General features: G+C 36.6%; 16 protein-coding genes and 1 tRNA gene. 12 read left to right on the forward strand and 5 right to left on the reverse strand.

Annotated features, from left to right (window positions below; all coding sequences use genetic code 11):
- Positions 1 to 54: 54 nt before the first annotated feature.
- Complete coding sequence (locus ACMAZI_RS02180) at positions 55 to 1290, forward strand: response regulator (protein WP_412473884.1); 1236 nt, start codon at positions 55 to 57, stop codon at positions 1288 to 1290.
- Positions 1291 to 1292: 2 nt separating this feature from the next.
- Here ACMAZI_RS02180 and ACMAZI_RS02185 read toward each other — a convergent pair whose 3' ends face one another.
- Positions 1293 to 1958: a biotin--[acetyl-CoA-carboxylase] ligase gene (locus ACMAZI_RS02185; RefSeq protein WP_412473883.1), complete on the reverse strand. Its 666-nt coding sequence runs from the start codon at positions 1956 to 1958 to the stop codon at positions 1293 to 1295.
- A 56-nt stretch (positions 1959 to 2014) separates the two neighbouring features.
- Between ACMAZI_RS02185 and rph the strand changes: the two genes are divergently transcribed.
- The 3 genes from rph (at position 2015) to ACMAZI_RS02200 (ending at position 3441) form a co-directional block, all read left to right on the forward strand.
- Complete coding sequence (gene rph / locus ACMAZI_RS02190) at positions 2015 to 2722, forward strand: ribonuclease PH (protein ID WP_412473882.1); 708 nt, start codon at positions 2015 to 2017, stop codon at positions 2720 to 2722.
- Positions 2722 to 3294: an RdgB/HAM1 family non-canonical purine NTP pyrophosphatase gene (rdgB, locus tag ACMAZI_RS02195; protein ID WP_114705818.1), complete on the forward strand. Its 573-nt coding sequence runs from the start codon at positions 2722 to 2724 to the stop codon at positions 3292 to 3294. The genes rph and rdgB overlap by 1 nt, the downstream gene beginning before the upstream one ends.
- Positions 3295 to 3364: 70 nt before the next feature.
- A tRNA-Pro gene (locus tag ACMAZI_RS02200) sits at positions 3365 to 3441 on the forward strand.
- Between the two features lie 24 nt (positions 3442 to 3465).
- On the opposite strand, the gene ACMAZI_RS02205 is transcribed toward ACMAZI_RS02200, so the two are convergent.
- Complete coding sequence (locus tag ACMAZI_RS02205) at positions 3466 to 4599, reverse strand: HD-GYP domain-containing protein (RefSeq protein ID WP_114705817.1); 1134 nt, start codon at positions 4597 to 4599, stop codon at positions 3466 to 3468.
- A gap of 231 nt (positions 4600 to 4830) precedes the next feature.
- Between ACMAZI_RS02205 and smc the strand changes: the two genes are divergently transcribed.
- Together smc and ACMAZI_RS02215 are read left to right on the forward strand one after the other, a co-directional pair.
- Positions 4831 to 8514, forward strand: a complete 3684-nt coding sequence (gene smc, locus ACMAZI_RS02210; protein ID WP_412473881.1) for a chromosome segregation protein SMC — start codon at positions 4831 to 4833, stop codon at positions 8512 to 8514.
- Positions 8514 to 9110 (forward strand): outer membrane lipoprotein carrier protein LolA, encoded by a 597-nt coding sequence (locus ACMAZI_RS02215; protein WP_412473880.1) that lies wholly within the window; start codon positions 8514 to 8516, stop codon positions 9108 to 9110. Before smc ends, ACMAZI_RS02215 begins: the two co-directional genes overlap by 1 nt.
- On the opposite strand, the gene ACMAZI_RS02220 is transcribed toward ACMAZI_RS02215, so the two are convergent.
- Positions 9091 to 11049: a transglycosylase SLT domain-containing protein gene (locus tag ACMAZI_RS02220; protein WP_412473879.1), complete on the reverse strand. Its 1959-nt coding sequence runs from the start codon at positions 11047 to 11049 to the stop codon at positions 9091 to 9093. The genes ACMAZI_RS02215 and ACMAZI_RS02220 overlap by 20 nt on opposite strands.
- A 143-nt stretch (positions 11050 to 11192) precedes the next feature.
- On the opposite strand from ACMAZI_RS02220, the gene rimO reads away from it, so the two are divergent.
- Complete coding sequence (gene rimO, locus ACMAZI_RS02225) at positions 11193 to 12578, forward strand: 30S ribosomal protein S12 methylthiotransferase RimO (RefSeq protein ID WP_114705813.1); 1386 nt, start codon at positions 11193 to 11195, stop codon at positions 12576 to 12578.
- Here rimO and ACMAZI_RS02230 read toward each other — a convergent pair whose 3' ends face one another.
- A complete protein-coding gene (locus ACMAZI_RS02230) occupies positions 12579 to 16370 on the reverse strand; it encodes an Ig domain-containing protein (RefSeq protein WP_412473878.1) in 3792 nt (1263 codons plus the stop codon).
- 206 nt (positions 16371 to 16576) lie between these two features.
- Between ACMAZI_RS02230 and ACMAZI_RS02235 the strand changes: the two genes are divergently transcribed.
- Positions 16577 to 17353, forward strand: coding sequence for a hypothetical protein (locus ACMAZI_RS02235; RefSeq protein WP_412473877.1), 777 nt, complete (start codon positions 16577 to 16579; stop codon positions 17351 to 17353).
- Position 17354: 1 nt separating this feature from the next.
- Here ACMAZI_RS02235 and epmA read toward each other — a convergent pair whose 3' ends face one another.
- Positions 17355 to 18350, reverse strand: a complete 996-nt coding sequence (epmA, locus tag ACMAZI_RS02240) for an EF-P lysine aminoacylase EpmA (RefSeq protein ID WP_412473876.1) — start codon at positions 18348 to 18350, stop codon at positions 17355 to 17357.
- 30 nt (positions 18351 to 18380) lie between these two features.
- On the opposite strand from epmA, the gene ftsY reads away from it, so the two are divergent.
- From ftsY to rny, 4 genes are read left to right on the forward strand one after another with little or no spacing between them, the layout of a single operon-like run.
- Positions 18381 to 19601, forward strand: a complete 1221-nt coding sequence (ftsY, locus tag ACMAZI_RS02245) for a signal recognition particle-docking protein FtsY (RefSeq protein WP_162929712.1) — start codon at positions 18381 to 18383, stop codon at positions 19599 to 19601.
- A 42-nt stretch (positions 19602 to 19643) separates the two neighbouring features.
- Positions 19644 to 19949, forward strand: coding sequence for a cell division protein ZapA (gene zapA / locus ACMAZI_RS02250; RefSeq protein ID WP_114705808.1), 306 nt, complete (start codon positions 19644 to 19646; stop codon positions 19947 to 19949).
- A gap of 2 nt (positions 19950 to 19951) precedes the next feature.
- Entirely contained in the window at positions 19952 to 20512 is a 561-nt protein-coding gene (locus tag ACMAZI_RS02255; RefSeq protein ID WP_114705807.1) for a 5-formyltetrahydrofolate cyclo-ligase, read from the forward strand.
- Between the two features lie 16 nt (positions 20513 to 20528).
- Complete coding sequence (rny, locus tag ACMAZI_RS02260; protein ID WP_334677891.1) at positions 20529 to 22088, forward strand: ribonuclease Y; 1560 nt, start codon at positions 20529 to 20531, stop codon at positions 22086 to 22088.
- Positions 22089 to 22106 lie beyond the last annotated feature (18 nt).

Consider the following 22106-nt stretch of genomic DNA (forward strand, 5'->3'; position numbering starts at 1 on the left):
AACTCAATACTTGCTTAGCTGGATTTTTTGCGTAACAATATATTGAGGTTTTATATGAGTAGAAAGGTATTAGTTGCTGACGATAGTCAGACGATTCAAAAAGTAATCAAAATTACATTTGCAAGCCAAGATTTTGAGCTTACTCCTGTATTGGATGAAGAGGATATTTTCAACCAAAGTGAAGACTTTGATTTGATTTTATTAGACTTTGGTCTTGCTGATGACGGTTATGGACTTGGTCGAAAAGTTCGAGAGAGGTTTTCACAAACTCCTATTCTCGCAATGCTAGGGACATTTGATATCATTGATGAAGAGAAGCTACGTAGTAGCGGATATTCAGATAAAGTTGTAAAGCCTTTCGAAACTGAAAAGTTTATCAATTTATGTAATGACTTAATTGAAAATGGTGTTTCTGATGAACAGCCAATTGAAGATAGCGAAGAGTTTTCTCAGGAAGATTCTGAGGATGATAACTTCTCTGGTTGGGGGGTCGATACGACTCAAGGTGAATTTGAAGAAGAAGATCAAACAGGTGAGTTTCACCTCGATGATAAGCAAGATATTGATTCTCTAGAAAATGAAGAAACAATCGATCCTTCTGATTTAAGTTCTGAGCTAGATGGCTGGGGCTTTGATCCAACAAACTTAAAAGGTAGCGATGTAACTGGTGATTATGATTCTTTGCCTCCTGTTATTGAAGGGCAAGAAAATAGTTCCGAGAATGAAATACCAGATATAAATGAAGAAGCAGCTTCGACAGTTTTAGATGTTAGTAATTATTTTGGAAGTCTCGATGACGAGCTTGATGATGACTTTCCTCAAGAAGAACCTATTATTGAGGAGCCACGATCTCAATATACTAGTGAAGAACTTTCTGCTGAAGATAATGCTACAGATGAATCAGATGACTTCCCACAAGAGATCGCAGATGAGAATCTTTGGGATGTCGATGAAGAAGTTTCTCAAGCATTTTCATCACCAGAAGAAGATGAGCACGAAATTGATGTTTCTAATGCTAGTGAAATGAATGATAATTTCTCTTTTGAGCGCACAACAACAGCTCTTGTTAATAAAGGTGCATCAAAGCAAGCACCAAGTGTTGATATGGAGGACTTAAAAGCTTCTTTAAGAGCTGACGTCGCACCTATCATTGAAAAATATGCAAAAGAATATTGCGAACAAAACCTAGAGAAGATTATTTGGGAAATTGTTCCAGATCTTGCAGAGAACCTAATAAAAAAAGAACTTAAGACAATCTCAAAGAAAGTTCTTACTTCAATTTCAGAATAAAACTAATCCAATAAGAGAGAGCCTGTATAGGCTTTCTCTATTTTATCTCCGTTTTTAATCAAAGCTTCACCATATTCACCAATGCCTTCAAATGTGCCAGTGATAATCTCATCACCATCAATAACTTTACATTTTTGATTGATATGAAAGCTTAATCGACTCCATTTTGAGATAATGTCATGATCGTTTAATCGATTCTCACAGATATACTTATAAATTTGCTCCGGTAGAGTCTTGTACTCTTCTTCGTTAAGTAAGTGACCTGATTTTAGCTGTCCATAGTTATTATGAGTGGACTTCGTAACTGGGCCATAATTTATTCCAATACCAATAATGTAATCATCTCCCTCTTTATTTACGAGGATTCCAATGACCTTCTTTCCTTTTTCATTGTAAATATCGTTAGGCCATTTGAGACTTAAATTATCTTCATCAAAATAATTCGCAAGAGTAATCGCAATTTCTAGTGCCAGAAGAGTAGGTTTACCTGTGGGGCTAATATTAAATGAGAAAGCTAGACTATTTTCGAGATCTTCCCAGCTATTATCTCTTCTACCTCTTCCTTGTGTTTGCTTCTGTGCGCTAATTAGAATTGAATTGTGTTCTTCAATTAATTCAATAGCTTTAAGTTGGGTAGAGGGAAGTTCTTTAAAGTGTAAGTGTTTCATAGGCTTTCTCATTATGTTATTATCGAAGAATACTAATAAAATCAGAGGTATTCAATATGTCACTAATCGAACGTTCTACTCCAAGAGAAGTTAACTTTTCTATTAATATTAACCCTTATGCAGCCGGTTCTGTACTAGCTGAATTTGGTAACACAAAAGTTCATATTACAGCTTCAATTGAAGATAATGTTCCAAGGTGGATGAAAGGCAGTGGAAAAGGTTGGGTGACGGCCGAATATTCAATGCTTCCAAGTTCAACTCATACTCGCTCAAGACGTGAACGCTCTAAAATTGGAGGACGAACTCAGGAAATTCAAAGGTTAATTGGACGAAGCTTAAGGGCCGTCGTTGATCTTGAAAAACTTGGTGAGCGAATGATTACGCTAGATTGTGACGTAATGGTTGCAGATGGTGGTACAAGAACAACTTCTATCTCTGGCTCTTTTATTGCTCTTGAATTGGCAATTCAATCATTACTTGCAAGTGGTGACTTAAAAGAAAGTCCAATTATTGAACCATTGGCCGCAATTAGTTGTGGAATTAATAAAGAAGGTAAGATTATTGCTGATTTAAATTATGAAGAAGATTCAAGTTGTGACACAGATATGAATATTGTTATGACTGAGTCTGGAAAGTTTATTGAAGTTCAAGGAACGGCCGAAGGCCAGGCATTTTCAAGAAAACAAATGGATGCTCTCATGGATTGTGCAACAGAGTCATTAAAAATTGTATTTGCAAAACAAAAAGAAACTTTAGGACAGTAATGAACTTTATTCTTGCATCTGGTAATGCCCACAAGGCCGAAGAGTTTGGTATTCTTTTTAAAGATAGTAACGTTACCGTAAAGGCAGCACCAACTAAATTAGAAGTGGTTGAAGATGGAACAACCTATCAAGAAAATGCCTTAAAAAAAGCACAGGCATATTATGAAGAATTTAAAAAGCCTGTTCTTGCAGATGACTCCGGAATTAATGTAGAGGCATTACCTGATGAGTTGGGAATTTTCTCTGCTCGTTTTGGGGGAGAAGGTTTAACAGATAAACAAAGAGCTGAGCTTCTTTTAGAGAAGCTTTTAGACAAAGAAAAACGTGAAGCTTTCTTTACTTGTGTTCTGTGTTTCTATATTTCACCTGAGGAAATATATTTTTTTGAGGGGCGCATGGAAGGTGAGATTTCAGATAGTTATGTGGGAGATGGTGGCTTTGGTTACGATCCCGTATTCTGCCCTAAAGCCTTTCCCAATAAGACCGTAGCTGAATTAGAAGAGTGGAAGAATGCAAATTCTCATCGAGCGAAGGCCGTTGAGAGTGCTGTGAAATTTTTTAAGGAACTTTAAATAAGTTTAAGTTCTGGGTTGCCAAAAAGGTTTAGATCACTTATAACAATCACACCCAATTTTTCAATGTCGGAGTATAGCGCAGTTTGGTAGCGCACTTGCTTTGGGAGCAAGGGGTCGCAGGTTCAAATCCTGCTACTCCGACCATTTTTCAAATCCCATAAATTTAACTTATTTTTCAATCTTATTAGGATTATCTGGTGCTTTTGTGAAATTCTCACCAAGCTTCTTTGGTTGTACTTTTTGTACTGGAAGCTCAGCGTGGGCAATTTCTGTGTTGAAGTCTTCTGGAAGCTCTATCATTGTCTTTCCAGTTAAGATTACTTTTGAAACTTTTTTTACAAAGAAATCAAAAATCTCAGCATCGATCTTCTTTCCAACTGTTTTTTTCATAATTTCTAAAGCATCTTCAATTGGAAGTGCTTGTGAATATGAACGCTTTGTTGTGATGGCATCAAAGAAGTCAGCAACAGAAACTACTTTTGAAAAGATGTGGTGGTCAGGTCCTTTTAATCCCTTCGGGTAGCCTGAACCATCAATATTTTCATGGTGTTCAACAATTACTCTTTCAATTGCTTCTTTTTTTAAACCTGGAAAATCTGGGTTCGCTTCTCTAAACAACTCGACACCAAGTTCTGGGTGTTTTTTTATTTCTGCAAATTCTTCATCAGAAAGACCACCTGACTTATTGAGGATTTCAGTTGAAATCTTTGTTTTCCCTAAGTCGTGAAGAAGTCCACCGAGCCCAATTGCTACAAGATCTGCTTCACTGGCCTTAGGTCTATATTGTTTATAGATGAGAACACTATACATACTAACATTTATTGAATGATCGTAAGTGTAGAAGTCGTGAAAAGATAATTCACCGATCAGGTTCTTAAGACTATTGATATCGTAGTCTTTTATAACTCCAACCATGGCCTTCATTGAATCGTGACAACCATCAAGGGCCTCACCAAGAATTTCTGTATTAAATTCTTTTCCTGGATTAAAGATATCATCGAGATGCTTAACAGCTGAGTCTTTAATGGCCGTTACTTTATCAAGAGATTCAAAATCATCATTTTCAGCAAGGGATTGTAAGTAAAGACCTCGCTCTGACTCGAGGACATGAATACGTTGATACTTTTTAAAGTCCTCCACGTCTGCGTCAGTAAGTACTTCACCTGGCTTAACAATTTTCACATAGTGATCCTTGTCTTTTACCGTCGATGAATTGATGTAGATATTATATAGCATCGGCTTTTCTCGTGAAACGAGATGAAAGTCGATTGTGAAATAGACTGTCTTTTGATCTTGGCTCATTGGATTTCTTATCGGCAACTTTGAGTGAATGATGAAGCCCTAGTATTAAATTCGTACAATATAAAGTGGCGTGTTAGTTCTTGTTAGGATTTTGGCTTTGTAAGATATTAAAAATACGTAAGTCTTTTAGCGAAACTTAAATATTAAAAGTGTACGATTTGGTGCTTGAAATGGTACATTAAGCCCTACACAACACACAAAATATAGTAGACATTGACGGAGTGAATCAAAGTGCAACTGAAAAGACTTATTATCCAGGGCTTTAAATCCTTTAAAGATCGTACAATTGTTAATTTTGACGACGGTATTACAGGTATCGTTGGGCCAAATGGATGCGGTAAATCAAATATCGTAGATGCCCTTTTTTGGATTATGGGTGAGCAATCAGCTAAACACCTAAGAGGTAACTCTATGAAGGACCTTATTTTTGCTGGTTCTTCTAAATACAATCCAGCTGCTTGGGCCGAGGCAACTCTTGTCCTAGAAAATACGGATGGTAAGCATATTCACATTGGTGGAAAAGTTGCAAACCCTTCAGAGATTCAATTAACAAGAAAGTTATATAGAAATGGAGATACGGAATATCGTATCAACGGAGAACCAGCAAGACTCAAAGATATCCAAGAAGTATTTATGGATACTGGTGCTGGTGCAAAGTCTTATTCAATTATTGCTCAAGGTGAGATCAATAGACTTGTTCAAGCAAAACCGGTTGAGCGTCGTACAATGATTGAAGAAGTTGCTGGTATTACGAAATTCAAAGTTCGTAAGAAAGAATCGATGAGAAAGATCGAAGCAACAGAGCAAAACTTAAATCGTCTAAATGATCTTACTGTTGAAATTGAAAAGAATTTAAAATCTCTTCAAAAGCAAGCTGAAAAAGCTGAAAGAGCTCGTAACTTAAAAGAAAAAATTAAGCGCACTGAAATCTCTGTTAATGCCCATAAGGTATTTGAAGATCTTCGCGAACTTCGTGATGGTTCATCAGAACTTACTGAAAAAAGAATGAACCTTGAGGCTTGGAGTACACAGAAAGATTCTCTAGAGATTTCTCTTGAAGAAGAGCGCTTTGAAAGAGAAGAGAAGACTGCAAAAATTGATGAATTTCAAAAAGAAAGAAATGAGATCTCAAATAAATTAGCTGCTTCAGAAGAAAGACTTAATGCTCTTTGCAAGTCTCTAACGGATAAGGAAGAGAATTTAGAGCAAAGGCAAAAAGAGATCGAAGAGCTTTCACAAGAGATTGAAGAAAGGCTACTGAAGAAAGAAGAAATTGAAACAGAAATTAATGATGTTATCACTTCTTCAAAAGAAGATTATGACTATGAAGCTGCAAGTGAAAAACTTGAAACTTTAAAGTCTGAACTTGAAGATCGCCAATCTCAAATAAATGAAATTGAAGAAGATTTAAATATTAAAAAAGAAGAGCTTGTTAAAATGGAACAACAAGCCTTTCAAAATAGTTCAAAACTTGAAGAATATGCTGCAACTCTTCAAGACCTTGCAACTGAAATTGAAGCAATTGAAAAACAATACTCAGGTGTTTCAACAGAACTTGCCAAGGAAAGAGACGAGGTTATGGCCGCTAAGAATTTAGCGCAGGAGTTAACTGAATCAGAATCAAACCTGAAAGAAACAGTAAATGAATTAACTATTAAGGATCGTGATCTAGAGAGTGAACTGAAAACTCTTACAAAAGAGCAGATTACGAAACAATCACGCTTATCTTCTTTAAAAGAAATCCGCGCATCTCTAGAAGGTGCAAAAGAAGGTGTATCGAAGTTCTTAAATGAAGTAGACTCGGAAAATTACACTGTTCTAGGAAATATTATCAAGTGTGATGACAAGTACACGAAAGCTGTTACAGCACTTCTTGGAGAGTTCTTAGAGTCTTTAGTTACTTCTGAAAGTGACCTATCTCTTCTGAAAAACTGGGTGTCTGAAAATGATGAGAATGCGCTTGAAATCTTACTTGCTGATAAATCAGCAGATATCATTTCGGCTGAAGCTCGTGAAAGACTCCAGGTTAAGCTAGGAGCAGAGCTAACAACGTTAAGTGATATTATTGAATTACCTGAAGAGTATAAAGCTAAACTGACTCCTTATTTATCAAGCTTATTCATCGTTGATACTCTTGACGTTGATAAGGTTGCTTCACTTGAGAGCTCGATCTCATTTGGTGGAATTTCAGATATTGCAGGAAATATTCAAATTAGAAATCGCCGTAATGCGACAGTTCTTCATATCAAAGGATCTGGAGAGCAAGGTCAAAGTGCGATTGAAAGAAATAATACAATTGAAACTCTTGAAAACGAGTTAGTCTCTCTAAATGAAAAAGTTGCCAACCTTGAAGAAGAAGTAAGTGCTTCAAATGAGATGTTAAAGTCGAAAGTTGAAGAACTAGAAGATGCTCGTCTTGCTCTAAGTGAAGCAAGAGCAGATTATGCAGCAAAGAACTCTGCTTTAGAGTCGAAGCTTGCTTCAATGGAATCTGGAAATACGAGACTTGATATTCTTAAGAATCGTAAGGATGAAACGTCTAAGCTTAGACTTGCTATTCTTGAAAAAGAGGAATCATTTCATAAAGAGAAGTCATCACTAGAAGAATCAATTTCAGATATGTCTGAAAGAATTCAAGATCTACGTGATGGATATAATGAGATGAATGAGGTTTATGAAGCTGATCGTGAGGTTTATGTTTCTAAACAAGTTGAGGCCAAGACTTTTGAACAGCGTGTAAATTCACTTCGTTCTCAGTCAGAGGATATTGAAAAACAAATTGAAAAGCAAAAGCTTCGTAAAGAGTCCAATACTGAATTAATTACGAAACTTGAAAATGAAATCGAAACGATTCAAGTTGAGATTGAAGAGCTTGAACTTTCAAATAATGACAAGGCAGATGTTCTTGCAAGTAAAGATGAAGTCCTAAGCATTATGAAAGATGAGTTCTCTGAATTATTACTTGCGATGCAAGAAAGAGAAGAACAGGTTAAGGAACTCACTAAGAATATCAACAAGGCCGACAAGGAAATTACTGAAAAAGAAGTTCGTCTTGAAAGATGTCTTAATGAAGAAGAAGAGTGCGTACGTAATATTTTTGAGAAGTACCGTGTTGATCTTCGCGAGACTCTTGGTCGCTATCTTGAATATGGTGAGTCTGACTTTGAAAAGCTTAATGATATTTCAACAATGTACTTCATGGAAACTGAGAATGGACCAAAAGAGATTGAAAAAGAATCTTATGAGTTTGTTCGTAAATATGGACAAGACCTTAAAGACCAAGGGCATAAGCTTAAGAATTATAAATCTGAGTTTGGTCGCTTAGGTGAGATTAATTGGCAGGCGATTGAAGATTATGACAGACAAAAACTTCGTTATGACTTCTTAAAGGTTCAAGAAGTAGAGCTTAGAAAGTCTCTAGAAGATCTTCAAAATGCGATTGATCATATTGATGAGAAATCAAAAGAAAGATTTAAAATTGCTTTTGAAGAAGTTGATACGAGATTTAGAAAAGTATTCCCAATCATCTTTGGTGGAGGGGAAGCTCGTCTAGAGATCGTTGGAAATATTGAAGATGCAGAATGTGGAGTAGATATTATTGCAAAACCTCCAGGTAAGAAGATGCAAAATATTAATCTAATGTCTGGTGGTGAAAAGGCCATGACTGCGGTTTCACTAATCTTCTCTATCTTTTTAGTTAAGCCATCTCCATTCTGTCTACTTGATGAGGTTGATGCTCCACTTGATGATGCCAACGTAGGACGTTTTAATGAACTTCTTCGTGAAATGAGTGCTGAATCACAGTTCATTCTTATTACACATAATAAGAAAACAATGGAGTTAAATGATACACTATACGGGGTAACAATGCAGGAGCCTGGTGTTTCAAAGGCAGTTTCGGTACAATTACAGTAATGAAAAAACTATTACTACTGACAATTATTTCAAATATGGCCTTGGGATTTGTTCCAAGGTCTTTTTCTACTAAATACAAACAAATTGTAAAAAACCAATTAACGGGAACGCCTAAAGAGTCTAATGGGACTTTTGATTACCAGTACCCAGGAAAACTTAGACTCGAGCAAGTTGGAACTGATGCTCTTGTTTATGTAACGAATGAAAAGACAACTTGGTATAAAAGAGATGGCTTTATGCCTGGAGATCCTGCTGAGATTGTTATCCATAAGGGAAGTGATAAAGGGCTATCCAACTTCTTTGATCTCTTAAAAAGTGGATTAAAAACAAATAAGAACTACAAGGTTAAAGACAGCGAAAAATACAGTGTACTGGTCTTTGAGGAAAAGGCCGTAAAGGATACTGGTGTAATTGAAACTAAGCTTGTTTTTAAATCGACAGATAAGAAATTCAGTAATCTTTCAAAGATTGAAATTAACTATGCTGATGGCAAGAGTGTTAATTTAGAACTATCTAATATTGCCATAAATAAGAAATTTCAAGAGAAGAACTTTATCCTTCAAGTACCAAAAGGTGCTAACGTTTCATATCAATAAAGCCACCGCGAAAGAAGTTCTCTTTCAAAGTAATTGGCTCATCACTTAGTAATCGTGAGTATATGAGATAATTTCTCGTTACAAGTTTTACATATTTTCTTGTTTCTTTGTAAGGAATCTCTTCAATATACTCTAGGTCTGGAAGTTTAATTCGGCTTCTCCAGCGTCTTACCGGTGTACCTCCAGCATTATAGCTGGCCACAAAATCAATAAAGTTATTATCTCTTCTCTTCATTAACTCGTTTAGAAGAAGGCTTGAGAAGGTGATATTAATCTTTGGATTATAAAGGTCTTCATAACTATTGTATGGAATCTTATAGCGTCTAGAAAGACGTTTACCTTGTTCCGGAATTAATTGAAGAAGTCCAAATGCATCGGCAGGTGAGCGTGCGTATTGATTAAAGGCCGACTCCTGTCTAGCGATACTCATAAGTAGTGGAGTAGTGACTGTTTTTGAGCGATTATTCTCAAGGAATTCCTTTTTGAATGCTAAAGGAAATGCAAATTGTGGATCTTTACTTAGAATCTCTTTTTGTTTTTCATCACTTTCTCTGAAGAATTTGAAGATCATTATATTGAAATATTTGGCCGCATATAAGTCACCATAGCTTACATCTTCATTACTATCGATGATCTTCTTAGCAAGTTCTGTATTGTTTAAGTATACGGCCCAGGCCAGTTCATTAATAGTAATATCAAACCTTTCACGATAGTTGATGTGTTCAAGTTTTGTATGATTCATATGAGCAATTTGGCCATAGTATCCAAATTGATCTTCGTCTTGAATTCTTTTTAGAAGCTCTTGTGCTTCTTTAAATCGATTAAGCTTTTTTAAGCCTACAAATTTCCAATAAAGAAAACGGTAATTTGCCTCTTCTGATTTACTTTCAAACTGATCAAACCAACTGATCATTTCTTCATAATTTCCAGCTTTGTAATTTGTCCAGGCGAGATTCCATACAATGCTTTCGAGATGCTCATGTTCTTTTTCAATTGCTGCATATGCCTTTTTATAAAACTTAATAGAGCGATCATATTTTCTTAAATCTTCAAAAATACCACCGATTGTATAATAAGTCGTTACTACTGAATCGTTTGGAACTTCCTTATATAATAGTAGGTTTCTTAGGACTCTCACTGCTCTTTGTAGATTATCTTCCGTCCAATATATTCTTGCTAAACGAATTGAATACTCAGCATGCTTTTCTTTTAAGTATTCTGATTCACGATTCTTTTGAAGATAGAGTACAAGTCCTCTGATATTTTCACGAAAGCTATCACCTTTACGTTCTCTCTTATATGAGTATGCTAGTCGAAACCAAGCATCGACCTTTTCTTCTTTTGTGGAATCTTTATTTCTAATAACACGACGATAGAAATTTCTCGCCTTTGGGAATTGGCGATCACGCTCAAAACTCTTTCCAACTTCCATAAACTCTTCTGGCTTTGGAGATGTGTTAAAGCGTGGTGAAACTTCAATTAGTTTTTCATAGATTCGATCGTATTCATTTGTATTTTGTGGAAATTTTTTTAAAGTGTCTTGAAGTAGTCTTTCTGTTTCTCCACGTGTTTTCAAATAATCAATCTTATTTAATACGGCACTTACATAAGTATCATTGTAATAAGGCTTTGAGATTATGGCGTCGATGAGTTCTTCACGGGCCCAGTATGGATATTGTTCTACGTTCTTATATTCTTCACTGAGTTCTTGGATACTCTTTGTGCAGTTTTTATGATAATTCGCTCTCAGCCAAGGAGCTAAAGGGAAATCTGTCACTAAAAACTTTTCATATTCTCGACATGAGACTTTGTCGTTCTTTGAAATCTTCACAAGTAGGTTTGTTAATTCACCACTTGCTTTACGCTCCTTTGGAGGACGATCTAAGTTTGTACAAGAGGCCAGAAGTAAAATAAATGTCGTTATAATAATTAATCTCATTACTATCTAGAATAGGCCGAGAAGGTAATTCCTTCAAGTAATTGAAAATAGGCACTTCTGTACCTAAAAAAATTACATAAGACCTTGAAAAAACGTCGGTTGAGACTTATAAGTACCTACTTTCGCTTACATTGGAGACATATATGACTGAGATTTCATCTCAAGTTAACCAAAAATTTAACGACCGCACGGTCTACTTTACTTCTCTGGGTTGTTCTAAAAACCTTGTTGATGCTCAGGTTATGCTAGGGCATATGGGCCTAAATGGCTTCAAGGTTGAAACTGAACCGCAAAATTCTGAAGTAATTGTTGTTAACACATGCTCTTTCATTGAAGCGGCAAAGCAAGAATCGATAGAGATGATTCTAGACCTTGCAGACTATAAAGATGAAGAGGTCGGAAAATGTAAGGCCCTCGTTGTGTCAGGTTGTATGGCACAGAGATATTCAGATGAACTTGAAAAAAGTCTTCCTGAAGTTGATATGTTTATTGGAACAGGTGAGTACAATAAGATTGTTCCTCTTCTAACAGCTCTAGAAAATAATAAATTAGAAAAGAAGTCATTTGTTGAAGTCCCAAGATTTATTCATACTGAATTTGATCCAAGACTTAATACTTCTCCATTTTATACAGCTTGGTTAAAGATATCTGAAGGGTGTAATCGAAATTGTACATTTTGTATTATTCCAACACTTAGAGGGCGTCTTCGTTCACGTACTGTTGAGTCTCTGGTTGAAGAAGCAAAGAAACTTTCTGAATCAGGTGTTCGTGAGTTAAATCTTATTTCTCAAGACCTTTCTGATTATGGAGTTGATTTAAGTGATGAAAATAATCTATTTGAACTCCTGTCTGGCCTTGAAACGGTTGATGGTGTTGATTGGGTTAGACTCTTCTACTTCTATCCAGATGAATTAACTGATGAAGTAATCGAAAAGATGGCAACATCTTCAAAAGTTTGTAAGTATCTTGATATGCCAGTTCAGCACTTCTCTGATTACGTGTTAAAGAGAATGAATCGAAAGATCACTGGTGAGAAGATCATGGAGAGAATTGTTAAGCTTCGTGAGAGAATACCAGGTATTGTTCTACGAACTTCAATTATTGTTGGTTTTCCTGGTGAGTCGGAACAAGATTTTGAAAAACTTTTAGAAGGTGTAAAAAAAGCTCGCTTTAACCACCTTGGTATTTTCAGATACTCTGATGAAGAAGGTACACCGGCTTATCGTCTTAAAGATAAGAACTCTCAGGAAGTGATTGATGAAAGATTTGATCGCTTATATGAAGCTCAAAAAGAAATTGCTCGCGAGCTTAATCAAGACTTCCTAGGTCAAACAGTTGAAGTTTTAGTTGAAGGAACACATGAGGATACTGATCTTTTAATTGTCGGTCGCCACTTTGGACAAGCTCCGGATATTGATGGAAAAGTTATTATCAATGATTTAAATGAGAGAGATTTAAAAATCGGTGACCTCATTGAAGTTGAGATCACCGAAGTATTAGATTTTGATTTAGTTGGTCGTGTGCTTTAGTTATTGTTGGTCAAACTCTATCGCAGGGAATGGAATTAGATACCTAGCTGTAATCGTTGCTCCAGTGTACGACGAATCTAGTGGTCGGGTTAATTTAACAGAGTCGCTAAATACTTCTTTAATTTGGTAATCGTCGATACCAATTCTTACATCTTGACCAGGGTATAAACCTAGCCCACCTGCCGCAAAGAAGAAGTATTGACTACCGATTGCACCATTTCCTGTTCCAACGACATCAAATACGTTAGATATTGTAGGGGGGGTCGTTTCGTTACATGATGAATATGCTCCGAACGTTATTTGTGAATCATCCCAATCGTTAAACTCGTTAAGAGGTTCATCAAACACATCAGTGTTTGATCCTTCATCCATTTCGCCTACAGTTACTTTATCAAGGTCATCAAGAACATATGAATTATCCCAATCTCTAATGTGTAGATTGATTCTAGCTTGTATTACCGAAAATTCATCAAGGCATGTGAAACTATAGTATGGTTGTGATCCAATAATTGGGTCTACAATTGCATTTGGATTACTTGATGCACTTGAAATTAATGAGTGTTCTCTTAGTCCTCTAGCATAATATTCCGTTGAGTCACCTGGATTAAAACAACTGTTATTTGTTACATAGGAAGCCACGTAACGATTAGTTCCTGCTCCAACATCGATTGGCGAACTTAATTGTTCTTCGTGATTAAGTCCTGCGAAAGACTCGATCACTAGAGATCCAAATCCTTGCTCAATTTCTTCATCTGAAAATAAGTCTCTAATTGGTCCATTCCTACATGCAAATGCATTACCTTCACAATCATGAGTAGTAACTGTAACTGTATTTTCACATGTTTCAGGTGTTCCTAGATCTGCATTTGCTTCTGTGTAAGTGTAGTCAAGGATGGCATATGAAAATTGCCCACCATCACAATTTATGTCGTTGTATTTACCAGAACATAGGTCATCTAGCTCCCCGTCAAATGGTAAGCCGTTCACATAGATTCCATCTACGCTATATGTACTTGCTGGAGTTGGATTACCAGCAAGACCATCGTTTGCGGTATTGTCTGCACCAACAACACCGGCACACTCCGGAGATGCATTTGTTACTTCTTGAACAATATATCTAGCAGCCGAACTATAGTTAATATCTGAATTTGAACTTACAGTCATCATTGGACGCTTGGCAAAAAATGAATATGGTTGATACTTTACGCTATGACAAATACCTGGTCCAACTTTTGCATTAAGAGTTAGATTTCTATAGTGTAGATTATTTTCTCCAATATCCGCGAAACAATCAATATCAATTACATCTTCAGTCTCTAGTGCTGTTGTCTTAGGGTTCCCAACAATATCACGCTTCTTTATGCGACATTTATTAAAAAGATTATCTTCTCCATCTTTATGGATATAAAACTTAGGAGTATCAGATATGTTGATATCAACTTCAAAATAATCTTCGATGAGTATATTAAACGAAGTGGAAACAGAGCCCAGTATATTTGTAGCCGTAACAACAAAGTTTTTAGATGCTGCTGCCACCTCTGGAATCCCAGAAATATTACCTGTTTCTGCATCAAGAGTTAGTCCCGGTGGTAATTCTGGGTCTACTTTGTAGACAACAGAATCTCCTTTCGGAAGTGTTGCTAACAGTGATGAGTTTACACCTCGTTGTAATTCAAAAGTAGTAAGAGATCTATATTCGGTAATACTAGATGCGTTTACACTATATGGTCTAACCGATGAAAATTGCGCTGGAAGTGTTAGTGTTAAAGATTTTCCATCAGCACTTTGAAGAAGGGCCGTGTTGTCTGTTGAATTGATAGCCGACAAAGACAAACTCGCTCGATTTGTTGTCGTAAGTATATCCATTCCTGATGTTAAATTTGATGTATCTGTAAAAGTAGCTTCTAGAACAGGGGCCCACATCTCGAGCATTGTATATGAGGTACCAAGATCACAATCTTCTAGCGTCGTATTACTCGCAATGAAGTCTCTATTTGATGTTGTATCATTTGGATCTTTAACTTGGTTAACAAATAAATACCCTGCAAGACCTGCATCTGTTGGGTTTCCGGTGACTATTGCTTTTGCATATTCATTAGATGGTGCTGCGATGAACTCTTGGCATAGAGAAGGTTGTTCGTTGATATATGTGGCAGTAAATGCTGCTGTCGTATTTAACTCAAGGATATGAGTTAGAGAAACTGGGTCTGTTTGAATTACTGCTTCTTCATCAAGAAATTCTTTGTAATTGTCAATTGATGCATCTTTTATAAATTGACCTGATATAACTTGTACAATAAGGTACTTTTCGTTGCCATCAATATCAAGAATTCTTTTGATTATACCTTTAGCACCCTCTTCTAGAGGTGGAGTTACTGCTGTTGTAACTTCCTGGCCTACTGTAAATGAAGAACTCGATTGAACAAGATTTTTAACTTTAAAAGCAGTTAGTTGTGAGTACGAAAGTTTCTCTGGGGGGTCTACAATACCAATGTCAAATTTGAATGTTCTTTCTGTAATAAAGTTAGATACAGTTACAGTATATTCTTTCGCTGCTTGAAGGGTATGATCTGTCGCCCCTGAAGTATCGATAATATAACCAAATAGAGGACTGTCTACATCTTTAACAAGCTTTAATGTAGAAGGTAAATCTGGAGTTATTTCAATCTTTGTATGATTGTCATAGCTTATATGTGTATCTGGACTTACTGCTGTATCATTAATGAGTTTCAAAACAATATTAGAATCTGATTGAAAATAGTATTTTACTTTCTTTATGATGCCTTCTGAGTTTGAAAAAGGGAGGCTATTGTCAATTCTATCGTTTGGATAAACATTACCTGAAGTTAAAGTACCATATATTGCATTTAATTCATCTTTATATGTAATTGTTCCATTTGCTCCGTCTTCTGTTGAAAACGTTTCCGAGGTTAATGAGCTGTTGGCAAGAAAACCTACATTTGAATCTAATTCAAATCCAACATAAACTGGACCGGATACAGGAAATGAAACCGTATCTAGATTTGTTCCATCATAGTTGTAATAGCAAGTACCAGCGTCTAGATAAACATCGCCAATTGCTGGACTCCCCGGAGCTCCTGTCCCTATATCTGTTCCAGTACAATTAAATGATGTATCAACTTCGAATGTAAGCTTCTCTGGTATAGGTGCTTGAACTGTTATTCTCGGCATTGAAGTTACGGTAATAGTTTCAGCTGTTGCGTTTGGTGGATCATAGAAGTTGAAATTAGTATTAGCAGCAACAAAGGTCCTGATCGGATCTACAGATGTGGAAGCTAAAGATATAACTCCAGTTTTTGAACTTAGTCCAAAAGCTGAGGAATAAGTTGTAGTTAAATCACTCCCAAAATTAAATCCTGGGTTTGAGATAGGATCTAAGAAGTTGTTCTGAGTTGCATCTGAGATTGAAAATATACCATCTACCTCTTCAATCTTATAATCTCCAAATGAGCCTCTTGGTGCTATAAACTCAACAATATTACCATCTGTATTTGTAACTAACTCAGGATCACCTGTTACAAAAATATGAGTTATGCTAGTGTCATATGAAACAGAAGTCGGTATAGCAATCGAATCGGCATCGATTTCATTACCTGACTCATCCTCAAATCCTGATGGTGGATCGACGACTTCACCAACTGAACTTGATGCATCATCACTTGTTGCACCTTCTTCCTTAAACTTAGTTAAGCTATCTGGCACACATGAAGATGTGATGAGAAGTAAGATTAATAATAAATGGAGTGACGGTCTACCTTTTAACGTTTTCATACAATTATTATCGAATGAAACGTCCATAATCTTTACGAAATTTGAAATAACCCCTGTTTACGGGGGGATAGAGGTATTTCTTGCCTGTGACTTGGATAAAAACTTGACAAAAATATGTGGCTAATTTTTGCTAACTTCCTAAAAATACGAAGGGCATTTATAATGAGGAAATATTGATAACTTATTGTTTTTTTTGGGGGACCATTTTGAAGAAACTCATTATTGTTTGTTTAGTTGCGAGTACGACCTTTGCACAGGTTAATTTTCTGCAAAACTTAAGGCCATTTGTTGAAAAAAATATTTCATCAGAACTTGCGGATAAAATTTGGGGAGCAAAGGACGAAGTTACTTTACCTGAGATACCAACAATTAAAAAAGATGCAAAAGACTTAAGTGTTTATAACAAGAAAAAATATAATTCACCTTTTTCAAAAGAAAAAATGTCTCAATATAATCTCTCTTATATAAATGAGCTAATTAAAGCGACAAGAGGTTTAGAAGCAAATCGAAATGAGTTATCAAAGTGGTATAGTACTCTAGAACAAGGGGGAACACGTGAAGGTGTATATCGCTCTCTTGTTCTCTCTCCTTATTACCAGAGGCTTGAAAATTATAAAGAACAAACTTCAGAGGTTGCCAAAGACTTTACTGTTTCTTTCTTTGGTACATATTTAAATAATGATCTAGAAAAAGCTAAGCTTAGTTCTTTAAATATTTATTCCATAAAAAGAATAACGACAGAAAAATCTCTTGAAGTAATGGAGGCCCTTCTAGGTCAAAGTCAGGAAAACTTCAGTCGTTGGTACGCAGTCTTATCTGCTGACTTGGCCAAGAATCATCCAATATGGAGTAGTAAACTAAGAAGCACAAAAGAAAGTGGAGTTCACTTTCGCTGGGCCATGAAGATGACGCCTGATATTGTTAAGTCGGAGCTTATCTTGAAGCTACACTTGCTTTTTAATCATCTTCAAAAACAACAATAAACTAATCAAAGAAAACGTCTTCTTCAGCTGTAATGGCCATAAGAAGGCGTTCTACTCCAAGTGCAATTCCTGCACTCTTGGGAAGACCTTTTTCAAGGGTTGATATAAATCTTTTTGGCCACGGTAGTTTGTAGTGATAAATCTCTTCTTTTAATTTGCTATCTTTTTCAAATCTTTTCATCTGCTCAATCGGATCTGTCAGTTCATTAAAGCAATTACAAATTTCAATACCATGACAATAAACTTCGAATCTTTCACACACTCGAGGATCGTCTTCTTTTATAGTTGAAAGTGCACGTAGCGGTTCTGGGAATTCATAAAGAAGAACGAAAGGATCTTTTTTCAATTCTGGTTCAATATAATTATACATAAGTAAGAAGAAGAGGTCGTCCCACGCATAATCATCTTTATTATTAGAAAGACTTATTCGTTCACTGAAGTCACTTTTTATCTTATTAAATAATTTATCTCGTTCAAGATAGTTGAGAATATCGAATTGAAGCACGCTCTGAAAAATTTCTTGAACAGTAAGTTTTTTTATATCAACTTCTGTCTTATTGCGAACTTGCTCATAACAGTATTTAAAAAGTTGGATTGTATCTTCCATGATCTTCTCATAGTTTTCATTAGCTCGATACCATTCAAGCATTATGAATTGCTTGCGGTGTGTTTCACTATTTGGCTCATCACGAAAACAGTAGCTCATAGTGAAGATCTTATTCATTCCTTCGCTCAATAGTTCCTTCATATGAAATTCTGGTGAAGTGTGAAGGTAGAGATTATGAGTTTTTTCTTGATGCACCGAGTGAATTGCAAAGGGATGAATGTGAGTTTCCATTCCCGGATTCTCCACAATTGGTGGTGTTAGCACATCAATAAAACCTTCTTTGTTGAAAAAGTTTCGAATCGTTTGCTGTAATTGAAAAAGAGCTAATTTATTTGCCATATTAATGCCGTTTTTTGACTTAAAATATTGATTTTTATACTTACTTATCATATCTCTAAAGCACACAAAATGGAGAATTATATGTTGCAACTCGTTGCTTTTCTACAGTCTTGGGCAGACCAAGCTGGAATGAATATCATAATCACAATCGAATACGCTTATGCCTTTATTGCTCTTTGTTCGGTATTAGGTGTGAGTGGTTTCACTGGGCTTTTCTATCTTGTGAAACCAAAGGCAAAGCTGCCTCCACCAACTAAAACAGAGACAGAAGAAAAAGACGAACCTCAGTCACAAGCTGAAGTATTAGAAGTTGTTGAAGAAGTTAAAAAAGAGGAAGAGGAAGAAGTCCTTGAGCCGACTAAGCCAGAGAAGTCATGGAAAGATCGACTAACAAAGGGTCTTTCACGCTCTCGTGAAGGAGTTTGGGGAAAGATCGGAAGTATCTTTGGCCGCGGAGGCCTTGATGAGGATGCACTTGAAGAAGTTGAAGAGCTTCTCTATGGAGCAGATCTTGGGCCAAAGGCAACAAGTGAACTCATTGAAGATCTTGAAGAAAAGGCAAAGTCTGGGGATTTTGATGAAGCAAAATTTAAGTCATATATTAAAGACTTTTTGAAGAATAAGATGGCAAGTGTACAGGCCAATAGTCCTGGAGATCTGTTTCAATTCGAAAAGAGTGATTCAAAATTACCTAAGGTCATAATGATTGTTGGTGTTAATGGAGCAGGAAAGACGACAACTATTGGAAAGCTTGCGACAAAGCTTACTAATCAAGGAGCAAAGGTTGTTGTTGGTGCGTGTGATACATTCCGTGCTGCGGCAGTTGATCAGCTCCAGGTGTGGTGCGATCGCGCAGGTGCAACAATGATTCGCGCAAAGGAAGGGGCCAACCCAAGTGGTGTTGGTTATGACGCGCTTCAGGCTGCAATGAATGAGGAAGCTGACTATTGTATCCTTGATACGGCGGGGCGTCTTCATACAGCGGGAAATTTAATGGATGAGCTGACTAAGAGTAAGAATGTTCTTAAGAAGCTGATGGAGGATGCGCCTCATCATACACTTTTAGTTATTGATGCCATTACTGGTCAAAATGCTATTCGCCAAGCGGAAGAGTTTAATAAGGCATTGGATCTAACAGGTCTAGTATTTACAAAGTGTGATGGATCTTCGAAGGCCGGAAGTGCAATTTCAATTGTTGACGCACTTCAAATACCAATTACTTATATTGGTGTCGGTGAAAATGTCGAAGACCTGAGTGTGTTCAATTTAGATGAGTATCTTGACGCACTGGTAGGTAATTGATTGATTGACTGGAATCCTTTGTAGGACTACAATTGAATTACTATGGATATAAGTACGGAAGTAAAAGAATATCAAGTTTTAGGTCATAATTTCAGACTCCAAGAGTCTGGAGAAGATGAGATTGTTTCTGCGACAGAAATTGTTGAGTATGTTGATACGATCGCAAGTAATATTCGCCAAAAGGCCCCTTCAATTTCTAACTCACAATTAGCTGCACTTGTGGCACTAGAGTTAGCGAAGGAAAAGTTATCTTTAGAGAAAGAGTATAAACAAGAGATCACAGATGTGATGTCTCTTTCTGATAATGCCCTGAGATTGATAGAGGAATCACTTCCAAAGACTCACTAATCATGAGTTCGGAAAAGAAAAACCTTCGTAAAGAAGTTTTAAATATCATAGCGCAAATGGATCCTCAGGAATTTGAGATTCAAAGTGCAAAAGTTGTTTCAAACCTCGTTACTCTTTTTAAATCCGAAAACTTTTATCCGCAGACTCTTGGGATCTTTTATCCGATTCCAGGAGAAGTTAATTGTCTTAACTTAAAGGTACTGGGGAGCTTAGCATTTCCCGTATTTGATGAAGACTCAAATGATATGGAATTTAAGTCTTCATCATTAAGTGAGTTAAAGACTATTAATGCTTTTGGTAAAGAATTTAAGGTGCCTTGTGAGTCATCTCAAATTGTTGAACCAGATATTATATTAATCCCAGGTGTTGCTTTTGATGAGTCAGGGCATCGCTTAGGAAGAGGTAAGGGTTATTATGATCGATACCTCACAAATAGAAAGAAGAAAGAACCATTAAAAATAGGCGTTTGCTTTAATCAGCAGTTACAAGAAAGCATTCCTTGCGAGCAACATGACCAAGTAATGGACTTTGTTGTAACAGCAAAGAAAGTGATTAAAGTGTGAATATAGGGAGAGAGTAATGAGTACAGATTTAATCTTAGCATCACTTCTTTTTCTTGTTCTTGGACTAGCAGTTGGTTTTGTTATCCGTAACCTTCAGGCCAAAAAAGAATTGGCCGAGCGTGAGGCAAAGGGTGATGAAATCATCAACAAGGCTAAAGAGCAAGCAAAAGAGATTAGCTATAAAGCGAGAAAAGAGGCAAAAGAAGCGGCCCAAGAAGAAAAGAAGGACGCTGATAAGTATGTCCAAAAAGTTAAGCGCGAGCTTAATGATCAAGAAAAAGACCTGAATAAAAGACAGGCCAAGCTTGAGTCTAAAATGGATGAGCTTGATGAAAAGAAGAAGAAGCTTGATAAGAGAGAAGAGGAAGTTAAAGAAAAAGAACTCGACGCTCTTAAAGAGAAAGAAAAGTATGTCGTTCGCCAAGAAGAATATGCTGGAAAGCTTTCAGAAGTTGCGGCCATGACAAAAGAGCAGGCCAAAGAAGAACTTCTAGAGACAATGAAAGAAGACGCTCAAGTTGATTTCACTAAAATGATTAAACGCATGGAAGAAGAGGCAAAAGAAGAAGCTGAAAGCCGTGCTAAGAGAATCGTTGGTATTGCAATTCAAAGATATGCTGGTGAACATGTTGGTGAAAAGACAATCTCAACTGTTGATCTTCCATCTGATGATGTGAAAGGTCGTCTAATTGGTCGTGAAGGTCGTAATATTAGAGCATTTGAGCAAATCTGTGGTGTTGATTTAATTATTGATGATACTCCAGAGATCGTTGTTATTTCTTCATTTAACGTTGTAAGACGTGAGATTGCTAAGGATACAATTGAGAAGCTAATTGCTGACGGTCGTATTCACCCAGCAAAAATTGAAGAATTTCATGATAAGTCAAAAGCTGAATTTGAGAAGAAGCTTCTTACACTAGGTGAGAAGGCACAAATGGAGATTGGTGTTCACGGTATTCACCCTGAGATCCTTAAGCTTGTTGGTGCATTAAACTTTAGAACTTCATATACTCAAAACCAATACCAGCATGCAATTGAAGCAGCATTTATTTGTGGTTCAATGGCAGCAGAGATGGGGCTTAATATTAAGCAAGCTCGTCGTGCCGGTCTACTTCACGATATTGGTAAAGTACTTGATGCTGCGGCAGAAGGTTCACACGCTGTTATCGGTGCTGACTTTGCGAGAAAGTATGGAGAGTCTGCGGACGTTGTTCATGCAATTAGAGCTCACCACGATGATGAGAAGCCGGAATCAATTCTTGCTCATATCGTTGCAGCTGCTGATGCGATTTCTGGTGCAAGACCAGGAGCTCGCAAAGCACTTACTGAGTCTTATGTTTCTCGTCTTACAGATATCGAAGAAATTGTTAATTCATTTGAAGGTGTTAGCAAGTCTTACGCTATCTCTGGTGGACGTGAAGTACGAGTTTTTGTTGAGAATGAAAAAATCAACGATGAAGAGACAGTATTATTATCTCGAAATATTGCTAAGCAAATTGAAGAGCAAATGTCTTATCCTGGAACGATTAAAATTACAGTTGTTCGTGAGACTAAGGCCGTTGGAGTTGCGAAGTAAAACTAATTACATTTATAA

The organism is Halobacteriovorax sp. YZS-3-1, assembly GCF_047084945.1.
Classification (GTDB): Bacteria; Bdellovibrionota; Bacteriovoracia; order Bacteriovoracales; family Bacteriovoracaceae; genus Halobacteriovorax_A; species Halobacteriovorax_A vibrionivorans.